This window comes from Halorubrum coriense DSM 10284 (assembly GCF_000337035.1).
Classification (GTDB): domain Archaea; phylum Halobacteriota; class Halobacteria; order Halobacteriales; family Haloferacaceae; genus Halorubrum; species Halorubrum coriense.
Map to the genome: position 1 here is coordinate 1 of NZ_AOJL01000029.1, position 23,770 is coordinate 23,770.

Sequence of the window (23,770 nt, forward strand, 5' to 3'; positions counted from 1 at the left end):
CATCAGAGATGTGTATAAGAGACAGGGGATGGGCGGCGCGGGCGGTCCCGGCGGCGCGGCGGGCCCCGGCGGTGCCGGTCCCGACGCCGACGACGAGGAGTACGTCGACGCCGACTTCGAAGACGTTGACGAGAACGACGAGTAGTCGTTCTCGTCAGCCGACCAGAACTGCTCCGCAGTTCTGGTGACGTAGACGACGAGGAGTAACCTACTCCGACCCGACTCTCGAACTCCCGACCCTGCCGCTTAAACCGACCCGTCGATCAACACAACTCACCGAACGTAACGCATGAGCGAAGATTTCTACGACGTCCTCGGCGTGTCGCGGGACGCCAGCGAGGAAGAGATAAAGAAGGCGTACCGCAAGCAGGCCGCCGAACACCACCCCGACGTCAGCGACGACGAGAACGCCGAGGAGCGGTTCAAGAAGATCCAGAAGGCCAAGGAGGTGCTCACCGACGAACAGAAGCGCCAGCAGTACGACCAGATGGGCCACGAGCGGTTCACCCAGGCCGACAAGCGCGGCGCGACCGGCGGCGGTGCCGGTCCGGGCGGGGCCGGCGGTCCCTTCGGCGGCGCCGGCGGGGCACGCGGAGCCGGCGGGTTCGAGGACATCTTCAACCAGTTCTTCGGCGGCGGTGGCGGCGGCGGCAACCGGCCGCGGCAGGGCCGCGACCTCAAGACCGGACTGACGATCGACCTCGAAGAGGCGTTCCACGGGGCGACCAAGGAGGTCACGCTCACGCGACCGACCGAGTGCGACACCTGCGGCGGCGCGGGCCACCCCCCGGACGCTGACGTGGAGACGTGTCCGCAGTGTAACGGCCGCGGACAGGTCCAGCAGGTCCAGCAGACGCCGCTCGGGCGCGTCCAGCAGACGACGACGTGTCCCCGCTGCGAGGGGGAGGGCGAACTGTACAGCGAGGACTGCGCCGACTGCGGCGGCGACGGCGTCGTCCGCGAGGAGGCGACGCTGTCGGTCGAGATTCCGGCGGGCATCCGCTCCGGACAGAGCCTCCGCATGGAGCGCGAGGGCGCGCCGGGCGAGAACGGCGGCCCGAAGGGCGACCTGCTCATCGAGGTCGACGTCGACGTCGGCGACCGGTTCGAGCGCGACGGCGACGACCTCCGCGTCAACGAGGCCGTCTCCTTCCCGCAGGCCGTCTTCGGCGACACGGTCGGTGTACAGACGGTGGACGGGACCGTCGAGATGGACGTTCCCGCCGGCACACAGAGCGGGGAGACGTTCCGGCTTCAGGGGAAGGGGATGCCGCGGCTCCGCCGCCGCGGCCGCGGCGACCTCTACGTTCAGGTCGGCGTCGTCGTCCCCGAGTCGCTCAACGACGAACAGCGCGAGGCGCTGGAGGCCTTCGCCGAGGCCGGCGGCGAGGACATCGACGTCGGCGGCGGCTTCTTCGAGAAGCTGAAGAGTTCCTTCTGAGCGGCGTTCGCGGCTCGGTCCGTCGCCCTCCGCGGCGCGTAGCTTTTCAGCCCTCCGGGACGACGGCCGACGTATGGGCTACGACACGACGGCCTACGACGACGTGGAACCGCGCGCGCCCGGGATGTTCTTCCTCCGGGAGGCGCTCGACTGCGAGAACCTCGGCGTGACCGTCGTCGAGGCCGACGACGGCTGGGAGGGGATGGAACACGACCACGGCGACGCCGACCACGAGGAGGTGTACGTGCTGCTCCACGGCGAGGCGACGCTCACCGTCGACGGGGACGCGGTCGACCTCGCCCCCGGCGACGCGGTGCGGGTCGACCCCGAGTCCGCCCGCGACCTCGCCTTCTCCGCCGACGGCTCGAAGATGGTCATCGCCGGCGCGCCCTGAGGGTAACCGGACTCCCTCTGGCCGGACCGCGGGGTCGGCCCCGCGACGCCGTAGCGTTAAGACGCGCGGCGTCCGAAGATCAGACATGGACCTCGTCGGCGATCTCCTCGCGCGCGACCGACGCACCCGCGACCTGGCGCTCGTGACGCCGGACGGTCGGGAGCGGACATACCACGACCTGATCACGAACGGCTACAAGGCGGCGAACGTGCTCCGGTACCTCGGCGTCCGGACGGGCGCGACCGTCGCCGTCGAGCCGACGCCGGGGTTTCACACGACCCTCGCGTTCCTCGGCGCCGCCGCCGTCGGCGCGCCCGTTCGGTTCGACCCGGCGGCGGGGATCGACGCCGGCGACCGCGTCGTCCTCGCTCCGGTCGCGACCGCCGCGGCGTTCGACCCGACGCCCGGCACGAACCTCGCCGCGTTCGGCGGACCGCCGGACCGCCCCGAAACCACGCACTGGGAGCAGGAGCTGTGGAGCGAGAACCCGGGTATGCCGCCCAGTGACGTCGCCCCGGACGATCCCGTCGCCCGGGAAGCTGACGGGGACGTCAGTCACCGCGAACTGTGTTCGCTCGCCGCGGCCGCGGTCGAGGCCGCCGACATCGACGAGGAGACGCGAGTGGTTCTCAGAGGGCCCTTCTCCGACCACCCGGCGCTCGCCGCCGGGCTCGTCGCCCCGCTCTCCGTCGGCGGGACAGCGGTGCTTGCGACGGCGAACGACGGAGAAGCGGCGGGCGACGACTCCCGGGGCAACGTGGCGATCGCCCCGGCGGCCGCGAGCGTGCCGGAGCCGCGGCGGCTCGATCCGGCGTCGATCGCGCCGACGGCCGAGTGAACGGCCCCGGTTCCGGCCGGGACCGAGTCAGTCGTCCGCGGGGCTCGGCTCGGCGGCCGCCCGTCCCTCGTGCCGGAGACAGGCGGATTCGTGATCGGGGGCGTGGACCGTCCGATCGGGCTGGCGCTGGGCGCACGGCGTCGTGATCGCGTCCGACAGGACGGTTCCGGCACGCTCCGACTCGCCTTCGATCAGGAGGTCGAGCGCCTCCGAGAGCGTCCGTTCGAGGTCCGGATCGTCGACCGTCTCGCTGATGTCGAACTCACGGCGGATCTCGGCTCGGACCTCCGACTCCGTCGGGTCGGTTCCGCCGGCGGCGACGTTCTCTCGAACCTGTTCGACGTCGACCTCCCCGGCATTGACGTTGTCGCGGAAGTTCAACAGTCCCCGCCAGTCGTCCTGATCGACCTCGACGCCCTCCGGCTGGATCACCTTGTGACACCGCGTGTGGAACCGGCAGCCGCTCGGCGGGTTCGTCGGGCTGGGGACGGTCCCCTTCAGTTCGATGCCGCCGACGCTCGCGCGCGGGTCCGGCGTCGGAATCGACGACAACAGCGCCTCGGTGTACGGGTGTTGCGGGTCGGTGAATATCTCCTCGACCGGACCGATCTCGACGATCTCGCCGAGGTACATCACGGCCACGCGGTCGCATATCTGGCGGATGACGGACATGTCGTGGCTGATGAACAGCAGTGACAGCCCGAACTCCTCTTGGAAGTCGTCGATCAGCGAGAGGATCTCCGCCTGAATGGAGACGTCGAGGGCGCTCACCGGCTCGTCGGCGATGATCAGGTCCGGGTTCAACACGAGCGCCCGGGCGAGCGCGATCCGCTGTTTCTGGCCGCCGGAGAACTCGTGCGGGTAGCGGTCGAAGTCGTTCGCCGAGAGCCCGACGCGTTCGAGCAGGTCCTCGACGATGGCGCGACGCCGGTGGCGGTCGCTCATCCCGTGGACTTTGAGGAGTTCGCCGACCGCGTTCCCCACCGACATCCGCGGGTCGAAGCTCGAAGACGGGTCCTGAAAGATCATCTGTGCGCCCCGACGGAACTCCATCAGCTCGTCGTCGTCGAACGCCGTCACGTCGTTGGGGTGGGTTCCGTCGGGATCGCGGGTCGCACCTTCGCGACCGTTCCCGTTGAAGATGACCTCTCCCGAGGTCGGCTCTTCTAGGTGGATGACGGAACTCGCCGCGGTCGACTTCCCGCAACCGGACTCGCCGACGAGTCCGAGCGTCTCCCCCGGCGCGATATCGAAGCTGATCCCGTCTACGGCGCGGGCGGCCCCGACCTGTCGGTTGAAGATCCCCTTCCGGATCGGGTAGTGCTTCTTCAGGTCGCGGACGGAGAGCAGCGGTTCAGTCATCGGCGGGACCCACCTCGCTGTCGCCGCCGACCGACCCGCTCTCGTCGCCCGGTCCGAGCCCCTCGCTGCGAACGATCGAGGGGTTTCCGCCCGGTCCGTAGTGGACACAGGAGACGTGCTGGTCCAGCGCGACTTCTATCTCCGCCGGTTGCTCGCCGGTTCGGCACGCCTCCTCGGCGTACTCGCAGCGGGGGGCGAACCGACAGCCGTCCGGCGGGTCGTGCGGGTCGGGAAGCGTTCCCGGTATCCCGCCGCCCGTGGCCCCGAACTCCGGGAGACACTCCAACAGCTGCTGGGTGTACGGGTGTCCCGGGTGGTCGAAGATGTCGAGGACGTCGCCCCGCTCCATCACCTTCCCCGCGTACATCACGACGATCCGATCGGCGATCTCCGCGACGACGCCGAGGTCGTGGGTCACGAACAGGATCCCCATGTCGAACTCGTCTTGGAGGTCGTCGAGCAGTCGGAGGATCTGCGCTTGAACCGTGACGTCCAGCGCGGTCGTCGGCTCGTCGGCGATGAGCAGGTCGGGGTCGCCGACGAGCGCCATCGCGATCATCACGCGCTGTTTCTGGCCGCCGGAGAACTCGTGCGGGTAGTCGTCGAACCGCGCGCTCGCGTTCGCGATCCCGACGCGGTCCAACAGGTCCACCGCCTTCGCGCGGGCCTCGTCGTCGGAGACGTCCTGGTGGATCTGGAGCGCCTCGGTGATCTGCCACCCGACGGTGTAGCAGTGGTTCATCGCCTCCTGCGGGTTCTGGAAGATGTGCGCGATCTCGTTGCCCCGGACCTGACGGAGCTCCGACTCGGGGAGCGACAGCAGGTCGCGCCCCTTGTAGCGGACGGTGCCCTCGATCTGTCCCGGCGGCGTCTTGATGATCTTGGTGACCGACTCCGTCGCGACGGTCTTCCCGGACCCCGACTCGCCGACGATACAGACCGTCTCGCCGGTGTCGACGCTGAAGTCGACCCCGTCGACCGCGGTGAGGGTTCCGTTGTCGGTGCTGAACGTCGTCGTGAGGTCTTCGACCTCGAGTAGTGACTGATCGTCGGCCATTATGCGTTCTCCGCCTCCGCTTCGGGGTTCAGCGCGTCCAACAGCGCGTCGCCGAGGAAGTTGAACGCGAGGATGGTCAAGAACAGCACGATACCGGGCGCGAGCACGATCCACGGGGCGAACGAGAGGTCGCTCCGACCGGCGGAGATGAGCTGCCCCCACGAGGGGACCGCCGAGTCGCCGATCCCGAGGAACGCCAGCTGCGCCTCGAACAGCAGGAAGCCGGGGATGAGCAGCGTCAGGTTGGTGATGATGCTGCTCGCCGCGTTCGGCACAACGTGTCCCCGGATCACCTGGTAGGTGCTCGCGCCGCTGATCCGGCTCGCCTTAATGAACTCCTCCTCGGAGATCGACAGTGACTTGCTCCGGACGTACCGGGCCATGCCGCCCCAGGCGAACAGCGAGAACACCACGATGAACATCCCGAGCCCGCCGCCGTAGATGTACAGGATGAGCAGGAACATCAGGAACGTCGGGAACGAGAGGATGATGTCGACGAACCGCATCATGACCTCGTCGACCCAGCCGCCGGCGTACGCGCTCAGCGTCCCGAACGTGACCCCGATCACGGCGACGATGGTCGTCGTGATGAAGGCGATCTGCATGCTGATCGTCATCCCGTAGACGATCATCGTGAACACGTCTTTCCCGCCCTGCGTGGTTCCCAGCGGGTGTTGCCACGTGCCCTGACACTGCCCGCTCACCACCTCGCCGACGCAGGTCGCCGGCGTCGTGTCGACGACCGAGGTGAACACCGGCGGCTGGTAGGCGATGAGCAGTTCCTGCTGCGGCGGGTCCATGATCAGCGGCCCGAAGAGCCCGCCGACGAACACGATCGCGAGCCAGCCGAGGCTCACGACCGCCGGACGATTGCGCTTGAACTCTTTCCAGTAGTACCGCGTCATCCGCGGGTTCTGGTACAGCGGCACGACGAGGTACCAGAACGCGAGCAACAGCGTGAAGATGAAGAAGAAGTCGATCGTCTCTAGACCCCGGTCGAGGCCGATGAACTCGAAGGTCGGCGTTCGGCGGCCGGTGAACTGCCAGTCGTACACGCCGAGCAACGCGAGCGGGAGCGTTGTCAGCAGCATCCCGAGCGAGTTGATCGACAGATCGAACCGTCCCGACCGCGAGAGGTCGTTCCAGTCGACTTGGTCGAACCGTTCGGACTCTTCAGTTGCCATTGGTCTCAGTTGTGTTACCTGTCATCGTAGCTGATCCGCGGGTCGAGCACGGTGAACACGAGGTCCTCGATGAGGTTTCCGATGACGGCGACGAACGTGAAGAACAGCGTCGTCCCCAACACGAGGTTCGTGTCCTGTGCGATCAGTGCCTCGTAGGTCAACCGTCCGAGCCCGGGAATCGCGAACACGACCTCAACGAGCAGCGACGCGCCGAGGAACAGCGCGAGGAGCTGCCCGACGAGCGTCGTCGAGAGCGGGACGAGCGTCGGCCGCATGACGTGGTACGCGTACGCGCGGAGCGGGGAAACTCCCTTGGCCTTCGCGGTCTTCATGAAGTCGGCGTTCTGGAACTCCGCGGACTCGTTCCGGGAGACGCGCATCACCGCGCCGATCGACCCGGTGACCAACACGAACACCGGGATCGCCAACTGGATCGCGTTCTCCACGCTGAACACCGGCACGCCCGTGTTGTAGGTGATGGGGATCCACTCTAGCCACACCCCGAAGACCAGCAGCAGGATGATCCCGAAGAAGAAGTTCGGGATGGCGTAGCCGAAGAAGGCGAATCCGGTGGCCGCGTGGTCCTTCCAGCTGTACATGTTCGCGGCGGAGTAGACGCCGACGAGCGGCCCGAGGATGATCGTGAGAATCGTCCAAGGGATCGAGTACTGCGCGGTATAGTACAGCGCCTGCGTGACCGCCTCCATGACTGGTTGGCTCCGGCTTACGGACCAACCCCAGTCGAGCGTGTACACACTCTGGATAAAATCGAAGTACCGGACGTGAAGCGGCTCGTTGAGGCCGCGCAGCTCGCGCGCGCGCTCGGCGGCCGCCGCCGGGTCGCCGCCTTGGAGCGCCGCCTGCGTCGCCGCCTGCCGGACGGCCGGGTTCGGGGCGGCCGCGAGCATCAGGAACGTGACCGTGACGATGATGAGCGATACGACTCCTGCCCAGAGGACCCGAGCGCTGAGGTACCTTCCAAATCCCATGTGAGGTTATAATGGTGAGGTGAGTACGGGGTGGTTCGGGCTTACTCGTCCGAGACCGGATAGAACTCGGACCAGCGGGGCTGCCATGTGAAGTGCGGCGAGGCGAGTCCGCGATAGACGCCGTCGATCAGGTCCTGCTTGCTGATCGCCGCCGCCAGCGCTTGCCGGAAGGGAACCAGCTGGAAGAGGTTCCCCGGGCCGGCGTTCCAGCCGTTCGCGCGCTGATTCACAGAGAGTATCGTGTTGTACGGCGTGGGGACCTGCCGGACCGTGACGTTGTCGTTCTGATTGTACGACTCGTACTGCTCGGGCGGAATCGCCGCCGAGTCAGCCTCGCCGGTTTCGAGCGCGCCGAGACGCGACGCCTGCTCTTGGACGACGCTGATCGAGGCCTCCTCGAACAGCGGTCCCTCGGAGAACAGGTCGGGACCCTCGTCGATGTCGCGGAGGTAGTACTCGTCGTTGCGGACGTACTCGGTGCCCGAGCCGCGGTTCCACTCGGTGAGCTCGAACGGCCCGAGGTTGCCCGCGAACTGGAGTTCGAGCAGCTCCTCGTCCTGCTGGAGCCCCTCGACGTCCTCCTCCTCGACGTACGGCTGGACGAGGTCTTTCGGGATCGGGTACAGGGTCGGGTCGTATGTCTTGGGCCACAGGATATTCGACGACTCCAGCGTCGCTTGGAACTGGAACTCGCCGGTCTGTTCGACCGTCACGCCGTCCCAGCTGCTCGACGCCGCGGTGGGCGCCCAGTCAGCCTGGTGGAGTTCCTGAACGAGGTAGATGAAGTCCTCGGCCGTGACCTGTCCGTACGGCTCGCTGAACTGGAGGTTCTCCCGGATGTCGAACGTCCACACCTCCCCGTCCTCGGTGGACATATCATACAGCAGCGGGAAGTACTCCTGTTCCTCGTCGAAGGTGTACGCCGGATCGAGGGCGCGCTCTATCGCCTCCCCGGCGCCGTTTTCGGTGTTGAATAGCGGGTTCAGCGTGGTGAACCGCGCCGAGGTGACGGTGTCGTAGGAGCCGCTGACGTTCGACTCCCCCTCGTACCACGCGGGGAGGTCCCAACCGTTCGAGAAGTTCTCGATCGGCCCCTCGAGGTCGGGGTTGTAGCCGACGATGTCGTCGCTGAACAGCAGCGTGATGTACGGCTGCTCGTACGCGAGGTTCTCGAAGATCTCGACGAACGCCTCACGGAGTTCGTCGGTACTTGTCGCCTGCCGGGCCTGCGAGAACAGCTCCTGCGCGTCGAACTGCGGGTAGTAGCCGACCGGATTGTAGAACGGGTTCGCGCCGTCGAAGAACACCGAGTTTGTGAGCGGGTTGAGCGGGTAGGTGTTCAGCCCGAACACGATCGACATGTCCCACGACTCGTTGCTCGTGACCGAGCGCGGCCCGGGGTTCTGCGGCGTCGGGTTCTCCCAGGTGACCTCCTCGCCGTTGACCGTGTCGGTCCCTCCTTCGGGCTCCGGCTGGGTCCAGTACTCGTTGTTGAACCGCGTGCCGTCGATGGCCTCGACGGTGACGCTGATGCCGAGGTTCTGCCCGAGCTCTTGAGCGATGAAGTCGGCGGTCAGCTGCGAGGTCTCTTGACCTGCGCTGTGATAGATGTTGATCTCGACCTGGTCTCCGTCGGGGTTGACCATCGTGTCCCCGTCGAAGCTGTAGTCGTATTCGGACTCCTCGAACGCGCGCTCCGCCAAGGTGTGCGCGACATCTCGACCGTAGAGGTCGTCGACGCCAAACTCCGGGAAGTCGGGCAGCGTGAGGCTCTCCCCGCCGTCGGAGCCGTCGCCACCGTCGGAGCCGTCGCCACCGTCGCCCCCGTTTCCGGAACAGCCCGCGAGCGTCACCGCGCCGGCGAGGCCGAGCGCAGAGAGCCACTGCCGCCGGTCGACGTGCCGGGAGTCGTCGCGATCCTCTATGTCTCGACGTGACATACACCATGCTACGAACGACCATACTAAAAACTTCAGACTCCGTACCATATCTCCGTCAAATCTGTCGAGTTTACTCTGATCTGGGCGCTCCGTGATGTCTGTCTGACATTTCCGGAGTCGGATCGCATGAGATATTCCCACGCTGTCGGCACAGGACCGCCTGCCCCAAAGCGCGCGTCGGCGCAGTCGTCGCTCACCGCTTCCAGAGCGACACCACCACCCTCAACGAGCGTCCGACGAACAGCGAGTGCCGTCACGAGAGGAGAGACGGCAGCGCCACCGCAGCTCAAGTCGCAAATATTGTTTCAATCCATAATCATTGTTCATGTTTCATTGTCACCCTGTGGACCGAAACGTTCGTAGTTCGAAATCATTGTCGGTGTATAAATCTATTTTGTCCAATTATACGCGCTAGATGCCGCTCACCAACGTATCGCAACATATTATAGTAGTCAGTTGTAGCATGTTGTATGCCAAGCCGGCACAACTCATCGGACAGCAATCGACAGATAAATCGCCGGAACGTCATCGCCACCATCGGGGCAGCCGGGGCGGCCAGCCTGGCCGGGTGCGGCGGGCAGTCCGGCGGCGACGGCAGTGATGGCGGCGACGGGGGTGACGGTGGCGACGGCGGCAACCTCTTCCCCCTCGACGTTCAGCTAGAGGTCAACGCCGACAACAGCGACCGGCTCCAGATGGTCGAGCTGATCGCCGAGTCGATGGAGCAGACCGGGTATTTCAACACGACCGTCGAGACGTACGAGTGGAACACGTACGTCGGCCGCGTCCTCGACCCCGAGTACCAGAACAACGGGTTCATCCCCTGTATCGGGTTATCCGGGACGTTCAACCCGGGGAGTTTCTCTAACGCCCTCCACCACTCGACCAACATCGGGGCGTGTTGTAACCTCAACGGGATCTCAGACCCCGAGATCGACGAGCTGATGGACTCCGCCCGGTACGGCGTCGACGTCGCCGAGGACGCCGACCTGCGCGCGGAGCGGTACGACGAGGTCTGGAACTACTTGGCCGAGGAGCGATACAGCTCGATCACTCACTTCAACCTCGCCACGTCCGTCTCGAACACCGACCTCCACGGCTTCGAGATGTGGCCCTTCCAAGATGGGATGTACAGCTACAACATGTTCGCGCCTCAGGACGAGCAGATCATGTGGGTTGACCGCGACAACGCCGCGGGCGACTCTGAACTCTCGGACCTCAGCGAGGGTGGCACGCTTTCGCTCGCGTTCGGCGCGAACATCGAGTCGTTCGACCCGCCGCACAGCAGCGACACGACGTCGACGCTGGCACAGAACTTCCTCTTCGAGAGCCTCACCGACAACGACGCGCAGGGTAACGTCTACCCGTGGCTCGCCGAGAGCTACGAGCTGCTCAACACGAGCAGCATCGAACGGATCGCGTACGCGGACTACATGTCGACCGTCGGCACGACTGAGGAGGGTGCCATCGACACGGACGAGCAGGTCGTCATGCAGCACCCCGAGGACAGCCCCGCCGAGGACGACGAGGTCCGCGTGCTGCTCCCCGACGACGCCACCGCGGCGGCCGAGGACGGGACCTTCGGCATGCAGTACCGGTACAACCTCCAGGAGGGCGTCGAGTTCCACAACGGCGACGAACTCACCGCGGACGACGTGGTCGCGACCTACGAGTACGTCGAGAACTCCGTGCTGGCCCCGCAGACGTTCGACTCGCTGCTGACCGCGGTCAAGGTCGACGAGTACACGGTCGACCTGTACGCGCAGGTCCCCGACGCCGAGGCCGAGCGCGAACTCCCCGGACTGCTCATCCTCAACGCCTCGCAGATCGAGGCGGTCGAGAAGGGCAACATCGACCCGCGCGAGGGTAATCTCCCCGTCGGTACGGGCCCCTACGAGTTCGCCGAGTTCGAGGACGCCCAGTACTACGAGGTCACGAAGTTCGACAACTACTGGACCGAACAGAAGGGCGTCAGCGAGGCGTTCAGCTGGTTCGACGGCTCCGACGAGTTCCCGGACGGCCCCGTCATCGACGGCTTCGAGGTCGAGATCGTCCCCGACAACTCCACCCGCTCCGGCGCGCTCCAGAACGGGGAGATCGACTCCACGTACGGGCTGAACACGTCGACGCTCGACGATTTCAAGTCCTCCGAGGAGTTCCTCGTCTACGGCGTCGAGACCGGCGGCTACGAGTACATCCAGTACCCGGTCAACGTCGCGCCGTTCGACGACGCCCGGCTCCGGCAGGCGATCAACCACCTGATCCCGCGCGAACGGATCGTCGAGAACGTGTTCAGCGGCTACGGTCGCCCGGCGTGGACGCCCATCCCGCAGCTAGCGCAGGGTAGCGGGACCGCCGACGCCGACGCGCTCGAGGAAGAGCTCAAGCCGATGAACGAGTACAACGTCGAACGCGCCGAAGAGCTGCTCGAACAAGTCGCCGCGGACAACTAAGGCGCTCCGCGGACACCCCGTTTCGATACAACAAATGACTTCGCCCCATTTACTGACAACTGAACCCACCACGGTAACCACGCAACGATGAGCCTCCAACGTTTCATCCTGAAACGAACGCTGTCGATAATCCCGATCATGTTCGGGGTGTCGGTGATCACGTTCGGGATGTTCCACCTCACCCCCGGCGATCCGGTCACCCAACTTGTCGCACTGAACCCCGACGTGAGCGCGGCCGAAGAGGCCGCGCTCCGCGAGCGCTGGGGACTGTCCGGCCCGGTGTGGGAGCAGTACCTCGACTGGATCTCGAACGTGCTCGTGGGCGACTTCGGGCTGGAGCTCCAGACGGGCCGTGAAGTGTCCGACATCGTGTGGAGCCGACTCCCGGAGACGATCGCGCTCGGCCTCTTCGGCTGGGCGTTCGCGCTCGTCATCGCCATCCCGGCGGGTATCTACGCGGCGATCAACAAGGACAATCTCGGGGACACGATCAGCCGCTTCCTCGCGCTGTCCGGGATCTCGATCCCGAACTTCTGGCTCGGCCTCATGCTGATCCTGATATTCTCGCTGTACCTGGGCCTGTTCCCGGTGCTCGCGCCCTCGAGGCAGTCGCTCCTCTCGCCGGAGATGCTGTGGTATCTGATCCTCCCGGGGATCACCATCGGGACCGCGTCCGCTGCGAGCATCATGCGCGTGATGCGGACCTCGATGACGGAGGAACTGAACAAGGAGTACGTCACCGCCGCCCGCGCGAAGGGGCTTCCCGAGCGGACGGTGATACTCAAACACGTCCTGCGGAACTCCCTGATCTCGGTCGTCACCCTCGCGGCGACGCTCACGGCGTCCATCGTTGCTGGTTCGGTCGTCGTGGAAGTCGTGTTCAACTGGCCGGGGCTCGGGCGGGAGTTCATCGACGCCATCAACCAACGCGAGATCAACGTCGTCATGGCGATCACCCTGTTCACCGGGTTCTTCGTCATTCTCGCGAACCTCGTCGCTGACATCGTGTACGCGGCGCTCGATCCGAGGATCCGATATGACTGATAGAAACATACACGAGGACCGCGGTCGGATCCAAGTCTCCGGCTTCGATTCGGACCGCGTCCGAGACCGAGAGCCGATATCCGACTGGACCGACGAATCGAGCGGCGAAACGGTCGGCCGATGGCGGCGCGGGTTCCGCAAGTTCAAGCGGAACCGGTCCGCGATGGGCGCGCTGGTCGTCGTCGTCGTGATGGCGCTGGCGTCGTTCTTCGCGCGTCCCGTCGAGATGTTCGGCGTGGTCGTCCAACCGTTCTCGCTGGCCCCGTACGACCCCACGACGATCCTCTACCTCGGGGTCGACTCGAGCGTGAACGTGTACGACCCGCCGTCGTGGCAGTACCCGATGGGCGTCGACGGCTCCGGTCGCGACCTGTTCTCGCGACTCCTCGTCGGCGGGCGGTACAGCCTCTCTATCGGCTTCATCGTCGTCGGCCTCACCGCGTCGTTCGGCCTGATCTACGGCTCGATCTCGGGATACTACGGCGGGAACGTCGACGAGCTGATGATGCGGATCGTCGACACGATCTTCGCGTTCCCCGGACTCATCCTGGCGCTCATCATCGTCGCCATCCTCGGCGGCGGGTACTGGCAGCTCGTCTTGGCCTTCAGCCTCTTCGGCTGGGCGGGGTACGGCCGCCTCGTGCGCGGAGAGGTACTGAAGATCAAAGAGAACGAGTACGTGCTGGCGGCGAAGGCGCTCGGCGCGCGCGACCGCTCGGTCGTGTTCAGACACATCGCGCCCAACGCGATGCCGCCGCTCATCGTCCTGGCCTCGCTGAACATCGGCAGCGTCGTCATCGGCGTCGCGGCGCTCGGGTTCCTCGGGCTCGGGTTAGATCCCAGTTCGGCCGAGTGGGGAACGATGCTGAACGCCACCCGGTCGACGCTCATTCAAGGACCGGGCGGACAGATACCGTGGTGGGCGACCGTCTACCCCGGCGCGGCCATCTTCATCTTCGTGATGTCAATGAACATGATCGGCGACGGTATCAACGACGCACTGGACGCACAGCAGACGGGTGTCGGTCGCGGGGGTGAGGACTGATGTCGCTGCTCGAAGTGAAGGACCTCACCGTCCGGTTTTACACCCAGGAGGGCGTGGTGACCGCCGTCGACGACCTCTCGTACCGCATCGAGCGGGGCGAGAAGTTCGGCGTGGTCGGCGAGAGCGGCGCGGGCAAGAGCGTGACCGCGCTCTCGGTGTTACGGCTGATCGAGAGCCCCGGCCAGATCGAGAGCGGCGAGATCCTGTTCAAAGGCGAGAACCTGCTGGAGATGTCCGAGTCGGAGATCCGCTCGATCCGCGGCAACGAGATATCGATGATCTTCCAAGACGCGCAGACGGCGCTCAACCCCGTCTACACCGTCGGCGGGCAGATCGCGGAAGCGATCGAGCACCACATGGACTACAGCAGCGAGGAGGCGAAGGCGCGCACCATCCAGCTGCTCGACCGCGTCGGAATCCCGGAGGCCGAAGAGCGGTTCTCCGACTACCCGCACGAGTTCTCCGGCGGGATGCAACAGCGGGCGATCATCGCGATGGCCCTGTCGTGCGACCCCGACCTCATCGTCGCGGACGAGCCGACGACCGCGCTCGACGTGACGATCGAAGCGCAGATCCTCGACGAGCTCACGGAACTGGCCGACGAGTTCGACACGTCGATCCAGCTCATCACCCACGACCTCGGCGTCATCGCCGAGATCTGCGACCGCGTGATGGTGATGTACGCCGGCAAACCGGTCGAGAAGGCGCCGGTCGAGGAGCTCTACTACGACCCCAAACACCCGTACACAGTCGGGCTCATGAGCTCGATCCCCCGCGTGAACGACAAGCGGGAGCGGCTTCAGACGATCCCCGGGGTGATGCCCGACCTCGTCGAACTCCCGTCGGGGTGTAGCTTCCACCCGCGCTGTCCGTTCGCCGAGGAGAAGTGTACGCGGACGGAGCCGTCGCTCACCGACGTCGAGTCGGGCGAGGAGGCCACGCTCGACACCGAACACTCCGCCGCCTGTCTGGAGTACACGGAGGGGCTCTCACAGGGGCTCACGTACTCCGTCGAGACGACCGGCCCGGCGGACGGTGCCGCGGCGCAGTACGTCGAGGGTGATCGCGATGAGTAGCGCGGAGCCGATCCTCCGCGTCGAGGGGTTAGAGAAGTACTACGACTCGACCGGCGGGTTCATCGACAAGCTCCTCGGACGGTCGCAGTGGGTGAAGGCGGTCGACGGCGTCGACCTCGAACTCCACGAGGGCGAGACGCTCGGCGTCGTGGGCGAGTCCGGGTGCGGGAAGACCACGCTCGGCCGGAGCATGCTCCGGCTGATCGAGCCCACGGGCGGCTCCGTCTACTACAAGGGCGAGGACATCACGGACCTGTCCAGCTCTGACCTCCGGAACCTCCGCAAGGACGTCCAGTACATCTTCCAAGACCCGTTCTCCAGTCTGAATCCCCGGCTGACCGTCGGCGACATCATCGGGGAACCGCTCGACATCCACGACATCGCGTCCGGCGACGAGCGGCAAGAGCGGATCTACGAGCTGCTCGAGACCGTCGGGCTGAACCCGAGCCACGCGAACCGCTATCCGCACGAGTTCTCCGGCGGCCAGCGGCAGCGGATCGGCATCGCCCGCGCGCTCGCCGTCGACCCCGAGGTGATCGTCTGTGACGAGCCGGTGTCGGCGCTCGACGTGAGCGTCCAGGCGCAGATCCTCAACCTCATGGAGAACCTCCAGGAGGAGTTCGGGCTCTCGTACGTGTTCATCGCCCACGACCTCAGCGTCGTGGAGCACATCTCCGACCGGATCGCGGTCATGTACCTCGGCGAGGTGGCGGAGATCGCCCCGACGGAGGAGGTGTTCCAGCCGCCGTACCACCCGTACTCGGAGGCGCTCCTCTCCGCGATCCCGGAGCCGGACCCGCTCTGGGAGGGCGAGCAGATATTCCTGTCCGGGACCGTCCCGTCCCCGCTGAACCCGCCGTCCGGCTGTCGGTTCCACACCCGGTGTCCGAAGGTGATCCGCGACGGCGACTACGACCTCCCGCAGGAGACGTGGCGGTCGGTCATGGACCTGAAGCTCCGGACGCGGGAGTCGGACTCGGTCGGCTCGGTGACGGCGGAGATCGAGAGCGAGGAGGGGTCGCGGCTCGACCCGACGGACGCGTCGCGCGAGGAGTTCGGCCGGATGGTCCGGACCGAGTTCGACCTCCCGGAGAGCCTGTCGGACGGCGACGCGGAGGCCGCGGTGTCGGAGGCGATCGACCTGCTCCGCGACGAGGACCTCTCCGCGGCGGCGACGACGCTGGACGACGCGTTCACCTCGCCGTGTTCGACGCACGAGCCGGCCGCCTACGAGGCGGGCGAGGACCACCACATCTCCTGTCTCCGGTTCGACGACCGGTTCGACTCCGAGCGGGAGCTGTTCGGCAACGCGGCGTAACCGGCGACCGGTCCGGATCGTCCGGCCGCGATGCGCTCTCGGACCGATTCCGACGGCGGCCCGCGCTCGGCGACGCGCCGACGGCCGCGCCGTGACGTAACGTTTTATCTCTCGCCCCTCGTTGTGCGTCCAATGCGTCGGATTTACGAGTCGAACGCCCTCCACCGCGACGACGAGGAAGCGCACGCTCCGTCGAAGAAGGAGCGGAAGACCAAGCTCCAGGCGCTGCGATCGGTCCCGTCGTCGACGCTGAGCGACTTCCTGATCCCCCGGCGGTTCCGCCACCTCCCGGTGTCGGTCGACGTGGAGACGCCGGACGACGAGTACGAGACCGGCGAACCGATCCCGTTCCGCGTGACTCTCCGCAACCGTCTGCCGGTCCCGATATCGATCCCGACGCGCTCCCCGCTCCTCTGGCGGTGGACCGTCGACGGTAACGTCGAGGCGGCCGAGGTCTCCGTCCGGGACCCGCCGGACGAGGAGGGGCAGCTTTCGTTCGACCGCGGCGAGCGGAAGGAGTTCCGGAAGCGGTGGGACCAGCTGTTCAGGGTCTCGGAGAGCGAGTGGGAGCCGGCGGCGGCCGGAACCCACACGATCGGCGTCGCGATCAACGCGACGGACGCCGAGGAACGCGGGCTGACCGACGAGACGACGGTCCGGATCGTCCCCTGACTCGGCGCGACCGCTTCGTCGGTGGACTGACCGCTCTCGCCTCGATCCGTCGGCAATCCCGCTCGGAACGCGGCCTGCGGCCACCTCGGCCCGCGGGTCGAGACGGGGTGACGCCGTCCGGGCCGGACCTACGGCGTGATGCCCGTGTCGTCGCCCGGCGTCGCGACCTTCTCCGGTTCGAGTTCGAGGATGTGCTCGCCGCAGTCCTCACAGCGGATCGCGATCACCTCGTGCGCCATACAGCAGGACTCGACGGTGTCCGCGGTCGCGGCCACGCCGCCGCCGCACACCGGACACGACGAGAGGAAGGAGCGGAGCGACTGGAGCATCGAGAGCCGCTGCTCGGGCGGGACGTCGAGCCAGCGGTCGGTGCGGTCGACGAGAGCGAGATGCGAGGCCACGTCGGCGAGGTACGCGCCGTCGCCGGGCCACTTCCGGACGCGGCGCAGGACGGTCACCGCGGGGTACGCGCGGTCCTCGAACGCGACGCCGTCCGGATCCACGCCGAACATCTCGGCGAGCGTCTCCGCCCCCACGTTCTCGCGGTCGAGCGACGAGACGTTCGACTCGACCGCCTCGGCGAAGTCGGCCTCGAAGACCACGTCCTCGCCGTCGTCCGTCGCCTCGACGACGCCGACGTCGAGGAGGAACTCGATCGGGTCGACGGCGTTCTCGCGCTGGTCGCGGATCCGCTCGACCGTCTCGAACTCCGGTTCGTCGTCGGCCGCCTCGCCGGCGTCGGTCCGGTCTGGGTCCTCCGCGCCGGTCCGGACGGAGGTATCCGCGTCGGTCTGCTCAGCGGCGTCGGTCCCGTCGGCGGTCCTGTCCGCCTCGAAGGTGGTCACCGTCACCTCGCCCGAGCGCGTCGACGCCCCTTCCCAGCCGTCTCGGGGGCCCTCGGGGGCCTTGCCGAACAGACGGAGCACGCGGTCCGGGAGGTACCGCTTCGTCAGATCCGGCGTTCTGGGGACCAGATAGCCTCGGTAGTAGATGCTTCCCATCGACGCGACCAGCACGGCCGCCGCGACCACCGGGCCGAACACCGCGGCCGCGGCGGTCAGCGCGACGGCGAGGACGACGTTCACGACGGTACACGGGAGACACCGGTTCTCACCGGTGTACGCCGGTTCGCGAATCCTGTCTCGTAACGACGTGTCACCGGAACCCATACTCAGGGATGTTTCCGGACCGATAAAAGCGGCCGGTATCCCGGATCGTGCGGCGCGGCGAGCGGTCGGAGGCGGTCTCCCTCTCCGGATCAGTCGCGGGCCTCTTCGGCCGTCCCGCGCCGCGTCGATCCGGTTGCGTCGTCCCCGGACTCGCGGCCCGCGACCGCGTCCGATTCCCGCCTCTCGGACGCACGGTCCGGCGTCTCGCCGCCGACAGTGCGTTCGTACCGCGCCATCTGCTCGCGGTGGAGGGAGTGGATCATGTCCGCGAGCACGCCGAACACGAACAGCTGGATCCCGAGGATCGTCGCGCCGACCGCACCGACGGCGATGACCTCGTGGCTGATCCCGAACGCGAAGTACCTGTACAACACGAACGCGGTCATCGCCGCCCCCACCGCGGTCGCCATCGCGCCGGCCCCGCCGAAGTAGAACAGCGGGTTGTTCGTCTTCGCCTTCCGGTACAGCTCCAAGAAGATCACGCCGCCGTCGCGGATCGGGTGGAGGTTCGTCGCGGACCCCCCCGGCCGCTCGCGGTACGTGATCGGCACCACGGCGACCGGGAGGCGGTTCTTCACGCACTCGACGGCCATCTCGGTCTCGATGCCGAACCCGTCGGCGGTGAGGTGGAGTCGCAGGAACGACTCCCGGGTGAACGCGCGGTACCCCGAGAGGATGTCGCGGTAGCCCTCGCGGTGGATCGCCCGGAACGCGAGGTTGATGATCCGGTTCCCGATCCGGTTGAGCCGGGTCATCGCCCCCGGGCGCATGTCCGCGAAGCGGTTCCCGATCACGTGGTCGGCCTCGCCATCGAAGAGCGGGTCGAGCATCGCCGCCGCGTCCTCGGCGTCGTAGGTGGCGTCGGCGTCCGCCATCAGCACGTACGGCGCGTCGACGTAGTGCCGCACCGCCTCCCTGACCGCCTGTCCCTTGCCGCGGCCCGACTGCTCCACGACGCGGGCTCCCGCCTCTCGGGCGATCGACCGCGTCTCGTCCGTCGAGCCGCCGTCGATCACGAGGACGTTCTCGAAGCCGGCGTCTCGGAAGTCAGCGACGACGCGTGCGACCGTCTCGGCCTCGTTCATCGTCGGCAGCAGGACGCAGACGTCGTCGTGATCGCTCATCAGGCGAGCGATCACGGGGCAGTCGGTAAACTCTGTCCCTCCCGGCCCGCCGGACGAGGCGTACGGCCACCCACACGCTCATGTGTGTGAGCATTGATCGTGGGTGTATGTCTCTCCCATCAGGCGAACACGCCGACGAACTGCTGAGCGCCGCCCGCACGGCGACGGGCGACGAACTGCGGAGTCTGACGTACTTCACGAGGGAGACAGTCGAACAGCTGTACCTCCGGAGCGACCTGAACCAGACCGCCGACCTGGTCGGCTTCGCGGAGAACGAGCGACAGGGGTTCCACGCGCAGTCGATGTACGCGGACACCCAGCTCGGCGACTACCAGTTCACGGTTCGCGTGTTCGAGAACGGTTACCTCACGCGGGTGATCGCGAACGACCACGGCGTCTGGGTGACCACCGACTCGATGGAGATCGACCGGTTCGAGGAGCTGGCGAGCGCGCTCGCGTCGATCCTCCGGTCGTTCGACTCGGCCTGACGCCGACGGCGCTACCCGAGGTGGCTCTCGAACTCGCCGACCAGTTCCGCGGCGTCGACGGGCTTCGTCACGTAGCCGTCCGCGCCCGCCTTCACTGCCTCCATCATCTTCTCCTGCTGGTCGACGCTCGTACACATCACGATCACCGCGTCGGGCCAGCGATCCTTGATCGCGGCGGTCGCCTCGATCCCGGTCATCTCCGGCATCACGACGTCCATCGACACCGCGTCCGGCTCGTACGCCTCGAAGAGTTCGACCGCCTCTGCGCCGTTTTCGGCCTCGTCGACGACCTCGTATCGCTCCTCCAGCGCGTCCCGGACGACGGTCCGCTGGAACGAAGAGTCGTCGACAACGAGTACCCGCTCGGTCATACATGTTATCCCCGCCTGACCGACATAAGCGCCCGGATCCCCCGCCACGGACGGGGAGAGCGCGCGGCCGGCCCCGATCCGCGTCGGAGGGGCGACGCCGCAGCGGCGGGTATCCCTTGTATATTCGAGAAAGCATATAATGAACATGGGAATAAGGTTAAGGTGTATCCCGCGATACGGTCGCGTATGGAAACGCGGAAGGTCCAACGGTTGGGGCCGTCGACGCTGGCGATGACGCTCCCGGCCGAGTGGGCGCAGGAACACGGCGTGAACAAGGGCGACGAGGTGTCGCTTCGAATGGGCGGAAAGGGGACGCTCACGGTGCTCCCCGAGTCGGTGAGCACCGAGGAGTCGGAGGCGGTCATCAACGCGGACGGGCTCGACGCCAGGTCGCTGGAGCGGGCCATCGTCGCGCAGTACGTGCTCGGGCGGCGCGTGATCCACGTCCGGAGCGAGGGGACGCTCGACAGCGAACACATCAACGCCGTCTACAAGGCGGAGACCCAGCTCATGGGGCTCGGCGTCATCGAGGAGACGCCGGAGGACATCTCCATCCGCTGCTCGGTCGACCCCGAGGACTTCACCCTCGACAACCTCCTCGAACGGCTGGAGAACACCGGCTCGACGATGCGCGGCGAGGCCGTGAAGGCCCTCGCGCACGGGAACCCAGACCTCGCGCAGCGCGCGCTCAACCGCGAGCGGCAGGCGAACAAGATCTTCGTCCTCCTCCTCCGGCTCATCTTCACCGCCTACCAGAACCCGAACCTCGCCCGCGCGGTGGGTCTCGAAGAGGGGTTCCCGCTGATCGGCTACCGCTCCGTGGCGAAGAACCTCGAACTCACCGCGGACAACGCCGAGGACATCGCCGAGATCGTGATGGAGGCCGACGGGCACACTCTCAACGTCGACAGCGCGACGATGCGGCAGATCCGCGAGTTCACGGACCAAGTGGACGACCTGACCGCGCTCGCGGTGCGGGCCGTCGTCGAGCGCGACTACGACCTCACCGTCGAGTGTCGCGACCTGTTCTCGCGGCTGGAGGACCGCGAACAGGAGATCCTCGACGAGCTGCCGAACGATCTGGACAACGAGACGCTGCTCATGACCCGCGAGGTGCTCGTCAGCCTCCAGCACACCGCGGAGTACGCCATGCGGAACGCGGAGATCGCGGCCAACCTCGCGCTCAACGAGGAGTCGGAGCACGTCGAGATCATCTGATCCGCGGGCTCGCGGGGTTCTGTGCTCGCTCGCCGCCGTCGTCCGAGCGTGTGAAGTCCCGGACTCCCGGCGTCGGTCGCGTGTCTCGGACTCCCGGCGTCGGTCGCGTCGCGCGGTTCGCATGAACTAAGTGGCCCCCCGCGAAGCGACTCGTATGAGCGAGGGTTCCATCGAATCGGACAAGGAGGTCGGCGTCGCGCTCGCGCTCGGTGCCATCGCGGTCGTCGGGGCCGTAGTGATGCTGGCGTACCCGGGACAGCTCGGGAAGGCGTGGGGATTCGCGGGCGCGTTCGTCTTCGCGACGCTCGCGGTCGGCGCGGTTCAGCTGTTCGACTGATCGCGTCCTCCGACGCGCCGACGCGCCGCTTTCCCGGACGCACCCGCGACGCTTCGACCGTCGCGCTCGGTCCGCGTCTCGGGGCGCTCCGGCCGACCAGCCCCGCAGACGAGAAACCGTTAAGAACGTCAGACGCGTATGTCTGATAATGAGCGAGTACACCGAGGAGGAACAGCGGATCCTCGCGTACCTCACGGACAGCGTCACCCGTGGCGAGCGGTACGTTCGCTCGAAGACGATCGCCGACGCGATCGGTCTCACCGCGAAACAGGTGGGGTCGCGCCTCCCGCGCCTCGCCGAGAAGTCCGACGACGTCGACATCGAGAAGTGGGGGCGCGCAAAGTCGACGACGTGGCGCGTGACACCGGACGGGTGACGCCCGGGCGCGCGACCGGCGCGCCGTTTCGCGAGCAGCCGCGCCTCGGTGCGTTCCCCGACTCCGATCCCGACTCCGTCGACGCGCGCATTTTTAACCCCCGTGGTCCCAAACGTGAACGTATGACCGTTCGAGTCTCCCGGACGTTCGAGTTCGACGCGCCGCCGGCCGACGTGTGGGCGTTCATCTCGGACGCGGAGCAGCGCGCGGGCGCGATCAGCGTGGTCGACTCCTTCGACGTTCACGACGACGGGACCGCGACCTGGCACGTCGCGCTCCCGATACCGATGATCCGCTCCACGATCGACGTCGAGACGGAGGAGGTCGCGCGCGACCCGCCGAACCGAGTGAAGTTCGTCGGGAAGTCGCGGGCGTTCCGCGTGACCGGCGAACACGAGATAACCGAGACCGACGACGGCGGCTGCCGGCTCGCCAACGAGTTCGTCGTCGACGGGAAGCTTCCCGGCGTCGAGTCGTTCTTCAAACGCAACTTCGACGCCGAACTCGACAACTTGGAGGCGGCGCTCCGCGCCTCGCTGGCCTCGCCGGCATGAGGGTCGCGGGCGTCCAGCTAGGGGTCGAGGGCGGAGCCGTCGAGGCGAACGTCGAGCGCGCGCTCGACCGCGTCCGGGCGGCCGCCGCCGAGGGGGCCGACCTCGTCGTCCTGCCCGAGCTGTTCGACGTCGGGTACTTCGCGTTCGACGCGTACGGCCGCGCCGCGGAGAGCCTCGCCGGCGAGCGCCTCGGCCGGTTCGCCGCCGCGGCGGACGAGCACGACGTGGCTGTCCTCGCCGGGACGGTCGTGGAGGACCTGTCGGCGTCGGCCGCCGACGGCCTCGACACCCCGGCGGACGCCGGCCTCGCGAACGCCGCGGTGCTGTTCGACGCCGACGGCGAGCGGCGGCTCGTCTACCGGAAGCGGCACCTGTTCGGGTACGGCTCCGAGGAGACGGACCGGATGGTCCCGGGCGAGCGGACGCCGGTCGTCGACCTCGCGGGCGTCATGGTCGGCGTGACGACCTGTTACGACCTCCGGTTCCCGGAGCAGTTCCGCGCGATGGTCGACGCGGGCGTCGAGTGCGTGCTGGTGCCGAGCGCGTGGCCGTACCCCCGCGTCGAACACTGGCGGACGCTCGGCCGCGCGCGGGCCATCGAGAACCTCACGTACGTCGTCGCGGTCAACGGGAGCGGCCGGTTCGGCGACGACGCCCTCTGCGGGCGGAGCGCGGCGTACGACCCGTGGGGAACGACGCTCGCGTCGGTCGGCGACGAACCCGGGGTCGTCACCGCGACGGTGGACCCCGAGCGGGTCGCCGCGGTCCGCGAGGAGTTCCCCGCGCTCCGCGACCGACGGTAGCGGCGTCCGCGAGAGCGGCAGTGCGGTCCGCCGAGGACGAGAGCGCGTCGCGGCGGCTCCGGATCTAACATATTTATACGCCTGAAGGACATATTCACGACTGCCGAAGACCGACGCTTTTCTCGTTGGAATTCGGCGCTAATCGATCCGCGCGCCCGTCCCGACCACCCGGGCGGCGACGCCGACGACAGCCTGGGGGTCCGCTGTCCGGCCATCGCCGCCCGCCGCCTCTCGTCGCCGCCTCCCTTTCGCCCACCTCTTCGCTCCCACCCGCTTTCGTTCACGTCCGGCTTCGACACCTCGCGTTCCGTTTGGCCACCGACGTCTACGGTTTCCGTCGCCTGTTCTCGGTGGGATCCGGAAACGAAGCGAGGTGGATGAGTCCTCGCCCGATACAAATATCGATGCTGATAACTCGGTCGGTAGGTTCTTACGTCGCTCGCGGCAGAGTGTAAACGCCGCGGACGAATCCGGTCGGCCCCATCCCGCTTCGGGCGGGCCGGCCGGCCACTCGCTT

Annotated in this window: 23 protein-coding genes; 15 read left to right on the top strand and 8 right to left on the bottom strand. The window is 67.1% G+C overall.

The annotated features are described in order from the left end of the window. Nucleotides 1-289: 289 nt before the first annotated feature. The 3 genes from dnaJ to C464_RS07150 all read left to right on the top strand — a co-directional run bounded on the left by dnaJ (nt 290) and on the right by C464_RS07150 (nt 2,673). Nucleotides 290-1,441: a molecular chaperone DnaJ gene (gene dnaJ, locus C464_RS07140; protein WP_006112964.1), complete on the top strand. Its 1,152-nt coding sequence runs from the start codon at nt 290-292 to the stop codon at nt 1,439-1,441. 73 nt (nt 1,442-1,514) lie between these two features. After that, on the top strand, nt 1,515-1,835 hold the full coding sequence (locus tag C464_RS07145; protein WP_006112965.1) for a cupin domain-containing protein: 321 nt from the start codon (nt 1,515-1,517) through the stop codon (nt 1,833-1,835). Nucleotides 1,836-1,920: 85 nt separating this feature from the next. After that, nucleotides 1,921-2,673 (top strand): acyl-CoA synthetase family protein, encoded by a 753-nt coding sequence (locus tag C464_RS07150; protein ID WP_006112966.1) that lies wholly within the window; start codon nt 1,921-1,923, stop codon nt 2,671-2,673. Nucleotides 2,674-2,700: 27 nt separating this feature from the next. Here the strand turns inward: C464_RS07150 and C464_RS07155 are convergent, their stop codons facing one another. The 5 genes from C464_RS07155 to C464_RS07175 are packed head-to-tail and all read right to left on the bottom strand — an operon-like array spanning nt 2,701 to nt 9,205. Beyond that, nucleotides 2,701-4,035: an ABC transporter ATP-binding protein gene (locus tag C464_RS07155; RefSeq protein ID WP_006112967.1), complete on the bottom strand. Its 1,335-nt coding sequence runs from the start codon at nt 4,033-4,035 to the stop codon at nt 2,701-2,703. Next, the gene (locus C464_RS07160; protein WP_006112968.1) at nt 4,028-5,092 is read right to left on the bottom strand and encodes an ABC transporter ATP-binding protein; all 1,065 of its coding nucleotides are present in this window, start codon (nt 5,090-5,092) and stop codon (nt 4,028-4,030) included. Before C464_RS07160 ends, C464_RS07155 begins: the two co-directional genes overlap by 8 nt. Next, nucleotides 5,092-6,276 carry an ABC transporter permease gene (locus tag C464_RS07165; protein WP_006112969.1) on the bottom strand — a complete coding sequence of 395 codons (1,185 nt, stop codon included), beginning with the start codon at nt 6,274-6,276 and terminating at the stop codon, nt 5,092-5,094. Before C464_RS07165 ends, C464_RS07160 begins: the two co-directional genes overlap by 1 nt. A 14-nt stretch (nt 6,277-6,290) precedes the next feature. Further along, complete coding sequence (locus C464_RS07170; RefSeq protein WP_049910942.1) at nt 6,291-7,265, bottom strand: ABC transporter permease; 975 nt, start codon at nt 7,263-7,265, stop codon at nt 6,291-6,293. 41 nt (nt 7,266-7,306) lie between these two features. Further along, nucleotides 7,307-9,205: an ABC transporter substrate-binding protein gene (locus tag C464_RS07175; RefSeq protein WP_006112971.1), complete on the bottom strand. Its 1,899-nt coding sequence runs from the start codon at nt 9,203-9,205 to the stop codon at nt 7,307-7,309. A gap of 695 nt (nt 9,206-9,900) precedes the next feature. On the opposite strand from C464_RS07175, the gene C464_RS07180 reads away from it, so the two are divergent. The 6 genes from C464_RS07180 (at nt 9,901) to C464_RS07205 (ending at nt 16,813) form a co-directional block, all read left to right on the top strand. After that, the gene (locus C464_RS07180; protein WP_006112972.1) at nt 9,901-11,658 is read left to right on the top strand and encodes an ABC transporter substrate-binding protein; all 1,758 of its coding nucleotides are present in this window, start codon (nt 9,901-9,903) and stop codon (nt 11,656-11,658) included. Between the two features lie 87 nt (nt 11,659-11,745). Beyond that, nucleotides 11,746-12,702 carry an ABC transporter permease gene (locus C464_RS07185; protein WP_049910943.1) on the top strand — a complete coding sequence of 319 codons (957 nt, stop codon included), beginning with the start codon at nt 11,746-11,748 and terminating at the stop codon, nt 12,700-12,702. Further along, the gene (locus C464_RS07190) at nt 12,695-13,747 is read left to right on the top strand and encodes an ABC transporter permease (protein ID WP_006112974.1); all 1,053 of its coding nucleotides are present in this window, start codon (nt 12,695-12,697) and stop codon (nt 13,745-13,747) included. The genes C464_RS07185 and C464_RS07190 overlap by 8 nt, the downstream gene beginning before the upstream one ends. Next, complete coding sequence (locus tag C464_RS07195) at nt 13,747-14,823, top strand: ABC transporter ATP-binding protein (protein ID WP_006112975.1); 1,077 nt, start codon at nt 13,747-13,749, stop codon at nt 14,821-14,823. The genes C464_RS07190 and C464_RS07195 overlap by 1 nt, the downstream gene beginning before the upstream one ends. Next, nucleotides 14,816-16,141, top strand: coding sequence for an ABC transporter ATP-binding protein (locus tag C464_RS07200; protein ID WP_049910945.1), 1,326 nt, complete (start codon nt 14,816-14,818; stop codon nt 16,139-16,141). The genes C464_RS07195 and C464_RS07200 overlap by 8 nt, the downstream gene beginning before the upstream one ends. A 132-nt stretch (nt 16,142-16,273) precedes the next feature. After that, nucleotides 16,274-16,813, top strand: coding sequence for a hypothetical protein (locus C464_RS07205; RefSeq protein WP_006112977.1), 540 nt, complete (start codon nt 16,274-16,276; stop codon nt 16,811-16,813). A 128-nt stretch (nt 16,814-16,941) separates the two neighbouring features. On the opposite strand, the gene C464_RS07210 is transcribed toward C464_RS07205, so the two are convergent. Further along, a complete protein-coding gene (locus tag C464_RS07210; protein WP_006112978.1) occupies nt 16,942-17,982 on the bottom strand; it encodes a hypothetical protein in 1,041 nt (346 codons plus the stop codon). 89 nt (nt 17,983-18,071) lie between these two features. Continuing rightward, on the bottom strand, nt 18,072-19,106 hold the full coding sequence (gene aglJ / locus C464_RS07215; RefSeq protein WP_049910944.1) for an S-layer glycoprotein N-glycosyltransferase AglJ: 1,035 nt from the start codon (nt 19,104-19,106) through the stop codon (nt 18,072-18,074). Nucleotides 19,107-19,213: 107 nt separating this feature from the next. Here aglJ and C464_RS07220 point away from each other — a divergent pair, with 107 nt between their 5' ends. Beyond that, nucleotides 19,214-19,594 carry a DUF7522 family protein gene (locus C464_RS07220; protein WP_006112980.1) on the top strand — a complete coding sequence of 127 codons (381 nt, stop codon included), beginning with the start codon at nt 19,214-19,216 and terminating at the stop codon, nt 19,592-19,594. Between the two features lie 11 nt (nt 19,595-19,605). On the opposite strand, the gene C464_RS07225 is transcribed toward C464_RS07220, so the two are convergent. Further along, a complete protein-coding gene (locus C464_RS07225; protein ID WP_006112981.1) occupies nt 19,606-19,965 on the bottom strand; it encodes a response regulator in 360 nt (119 codons plus the stop codon). Nucleotides 19,966-20,151: 186 nt separating this feature from the next. Here C464_RS07225 and C464_RS07230 point away from each other — a divergent pair, with 186 nt between their 5' ends. The 5 genes from C464_RS07230 (at nt 20,152) to C464_RS07250 (ending at nt 23,253) form a co-directional block, all read left to right on the top strand. Continuing rightward, nucleotides 20,152-21,183: a phosphate signaling complex PhoU family protein gene (locus C464_RS07230; protein WP_006112982.1), complete on the top strand. Its 1,032-nt coding sequence runs from the start codon at nt 20,152-20,154 to the stop codon at nt 21,181-21,183. Between the two features lie 154 nt (nt 21,184-21,337). Further along, nucleotides 21,338-21,520, top strand: a complete 183-nt coding sequence (locus tag C464_RS07235; protein ID WP_004598401.1) for a DUF7525 family protein — start codon at nt 21,338-21,340, stop codon at nt 21,518-21,520. A 148-nt stretch (nt 21,521-21,668) separates the two neighbouring features. After that, complete coding sequence (locus C464_RS07240; protein ID WP_004598402.1) at nt 21,669-21,896, top strand: DUF7123 family protein; 228 nt, start codon at nt 21,669-21,671, stop codon at nt 21,894-21,896. Between the two features lie 122 nt (nt 21,897-22,018). Beyond that, nucleotides 22,019-22,450 (top strand): SRPBCC family protein, encoded by a 432-nt coding sequence (locus tag C464_RS07245; RefSeq protein ID WP_006112983.1) that lies wholly within the window; start codon nt 22,019-22,021, stop codon nt 22,448-22,450. Next, complete coding sequence (locus C464_RS07250) at nt 22,447-23,253, top strand: carbon-nitrogen family hydrolase (protein ID WP_006112984.1); 807 nt, start codon at nt 22,447-22,449, stop codon at nt 23,251-23,253. The genes C464_RS07245 and C464_RS07250 overlap by 4 nt, the downstream gene beginning before the upstream one ends. The last annotated feature ends 517 nt before the right edge of the window (nt 23,254-23,770 follow it).

What these genes read in the sequence shown, in the direction of transcription:
- dnaJ (WP_006112964.1), top strand. Translation starts at nt 290, where the DNA reads ATGAGCGAAGATTTCTACGACGTCCTCGGCGTGTCGCGGGACGCCAGC.
- C464_RS07145 (WP_006112965.1), top strand. Translation starts at nt 1,515, where the DNA reads ATGGGCTACGACACGACGGCCTACGACGACGTGGAACCGCGCGCGCCC.
- C464_RS07150 (WP_006112966.1), top strand. Translation starts at nt 1,921, where the DNA reads ATGGACCTCGTCGGCGATCTCCTCGCGCGCGACCGACGCACCCGCGAC.
- C464_RS07155 (WP_006112967.1), bottom strand. Translation starts at nt 4,035, where the DNA reads ATGACTGAACCGCTGCTCTCCGTCCGCGACCTGAAGAAGCACTACCCG.
- C464_RS07160 (WP_006112968.1), bottom strand. Translation starts at nt 5,092, where the DNA reads ATGGCCGACGATCAGTCACTACTCGAGGTCGAAGACCTCACGACGACG.
- C464_RS07165 (WP_006112969.1), bottom strand. Translation starts at nt 6,276, where the DNA reads ATGGCAACTGAAGAGTCCGAACGGTTCGACCAAGTCGACTGGAACGAC.
- C464_RS07170 (WP_049910942.1), bottom strand. Translation starts at nt 7,265, where the DNA reads ATGGGATTTGGAAGGTACCTCAGCGCTCGGGTCCTCTGGGCAGGAGTC.
- C464_RS07175 (WP_006112971.1), bottom strand. Translation starts at nt 9,205, where the DNA reads ATGTCACGTCGAGACATAGAGGATCGCGACGACTCCCGGCACGTCGAC.
- C464_RS07180 (WP_006112972.1), top strand. Translation starts at nt 9,901, where the DNA reads ATGGTCGAGCTGATCGCCGAGTCGATGGAGCAGACCGGGTATTTCAAC.
- C464_RS07185 (WP_049910943.1), top strand. Translation starts at nt 11,746, where the DNA reads ATGAGCCTCCAACGTTTCATCCTGAAACGAACGCTGTCGATAATCCCG.
- C464_RS07190 (WP_006112974.1), top strand. Translation starts at nt 12,695, where the DNA reads ATGACTGATAGAAACATACACGAGGACCGCGGTCGGATCCAAGTCTCC.
- C464_RS07195 (WP_006112975.1), top strand. Translation starts at nt 13,747, where the DNA reads ATGTCGCTGCTCGAAGTGAAGGACCTCACCGTCCGGTTTTACACCCAG.
- C464_RS07200 (WP_049910945.1), top strand. Translation starts at nt 14,816, where the DNA reads ATGAGTAGCGCGGAGCCGATCCTCCGCGTCGAGGGGTTAGAGAAGTAC.
- C464_RS07205 (WP_006112977.1), top strand. Translation starts at nt 16,274, where the DNA reads ATGCGTCGGATTTACGAGTCGAACGCCCTCCACCGCGACGACGAGGAA.
- C464_RS07210 (WP_006112978.1), bottom strand. Translation starts at nt 17,982, where the DNA reads ATGGGTTCCGGTGACACGTCGTTACGAGACAGGATTCGCGAACCGGCG.
- aglJ (WP_049910944.1), bottom strand. Translation starts at nt 19,106, where the DNA reads ATGAGCGATCACGACGACGTCTGCGTCCTGCTGCCGACGATGAACGAG.
- C464_RS07220 (WP_006112980.1), top strand. Translation starts at nt 19,214, where the DNA reads ATGTCTCTCCCATCAGGCGAACACGCCGACGAACTGCTGAGCGCCGCC.
- C464_RS07225 (WP_006112981.1), bottom strand. Translation starts at nt 19,965, where the DNA reads ATGACCGAGCGGGTACTCGTTGTCGACGACTCTTCGTTCCAGCGGACC.
- C464_RS07230 (WP_006112982.1), top strand. Translation starts at nt 20,152, where the DNA reads ATGGAAACGCGGAAGGTCCAACGGTTGGGGCCGTCGACGCTGGCGATG.
- C464_RS07235 (WP_004598401.1), top strand. Translation starts at nt 21,338, where the DNA reads ATGAGCGAGGGTTCCATCGAATCGGACAAGGAGGTCGGCGTCGCGCTC.
- C464_RS07240 (WP_004598402.1), top strand. Translation starts at nt 21,669, where the DNA reads ATGAGCGAGTACACCGAGGAGGAACAGCGGATCCTCGCGTACCTCACG.
- C464_RS07245 (WP_006112983.1), top strand. Translation starts at nt 22,019, where the DNA reads ATGACCGTTCGAGTCTCCCGGACGTTCGAGTTCGACGCGCCGCCGGCC.
- C464_RS07250 (WP_006112984.1), top strand. Translation starts at nt 22,447, where the DNA reads ATGAGGGTCGCGGGCGTCCAGCTAGGGGTCGAGGGCGGAGCCGTCGAG.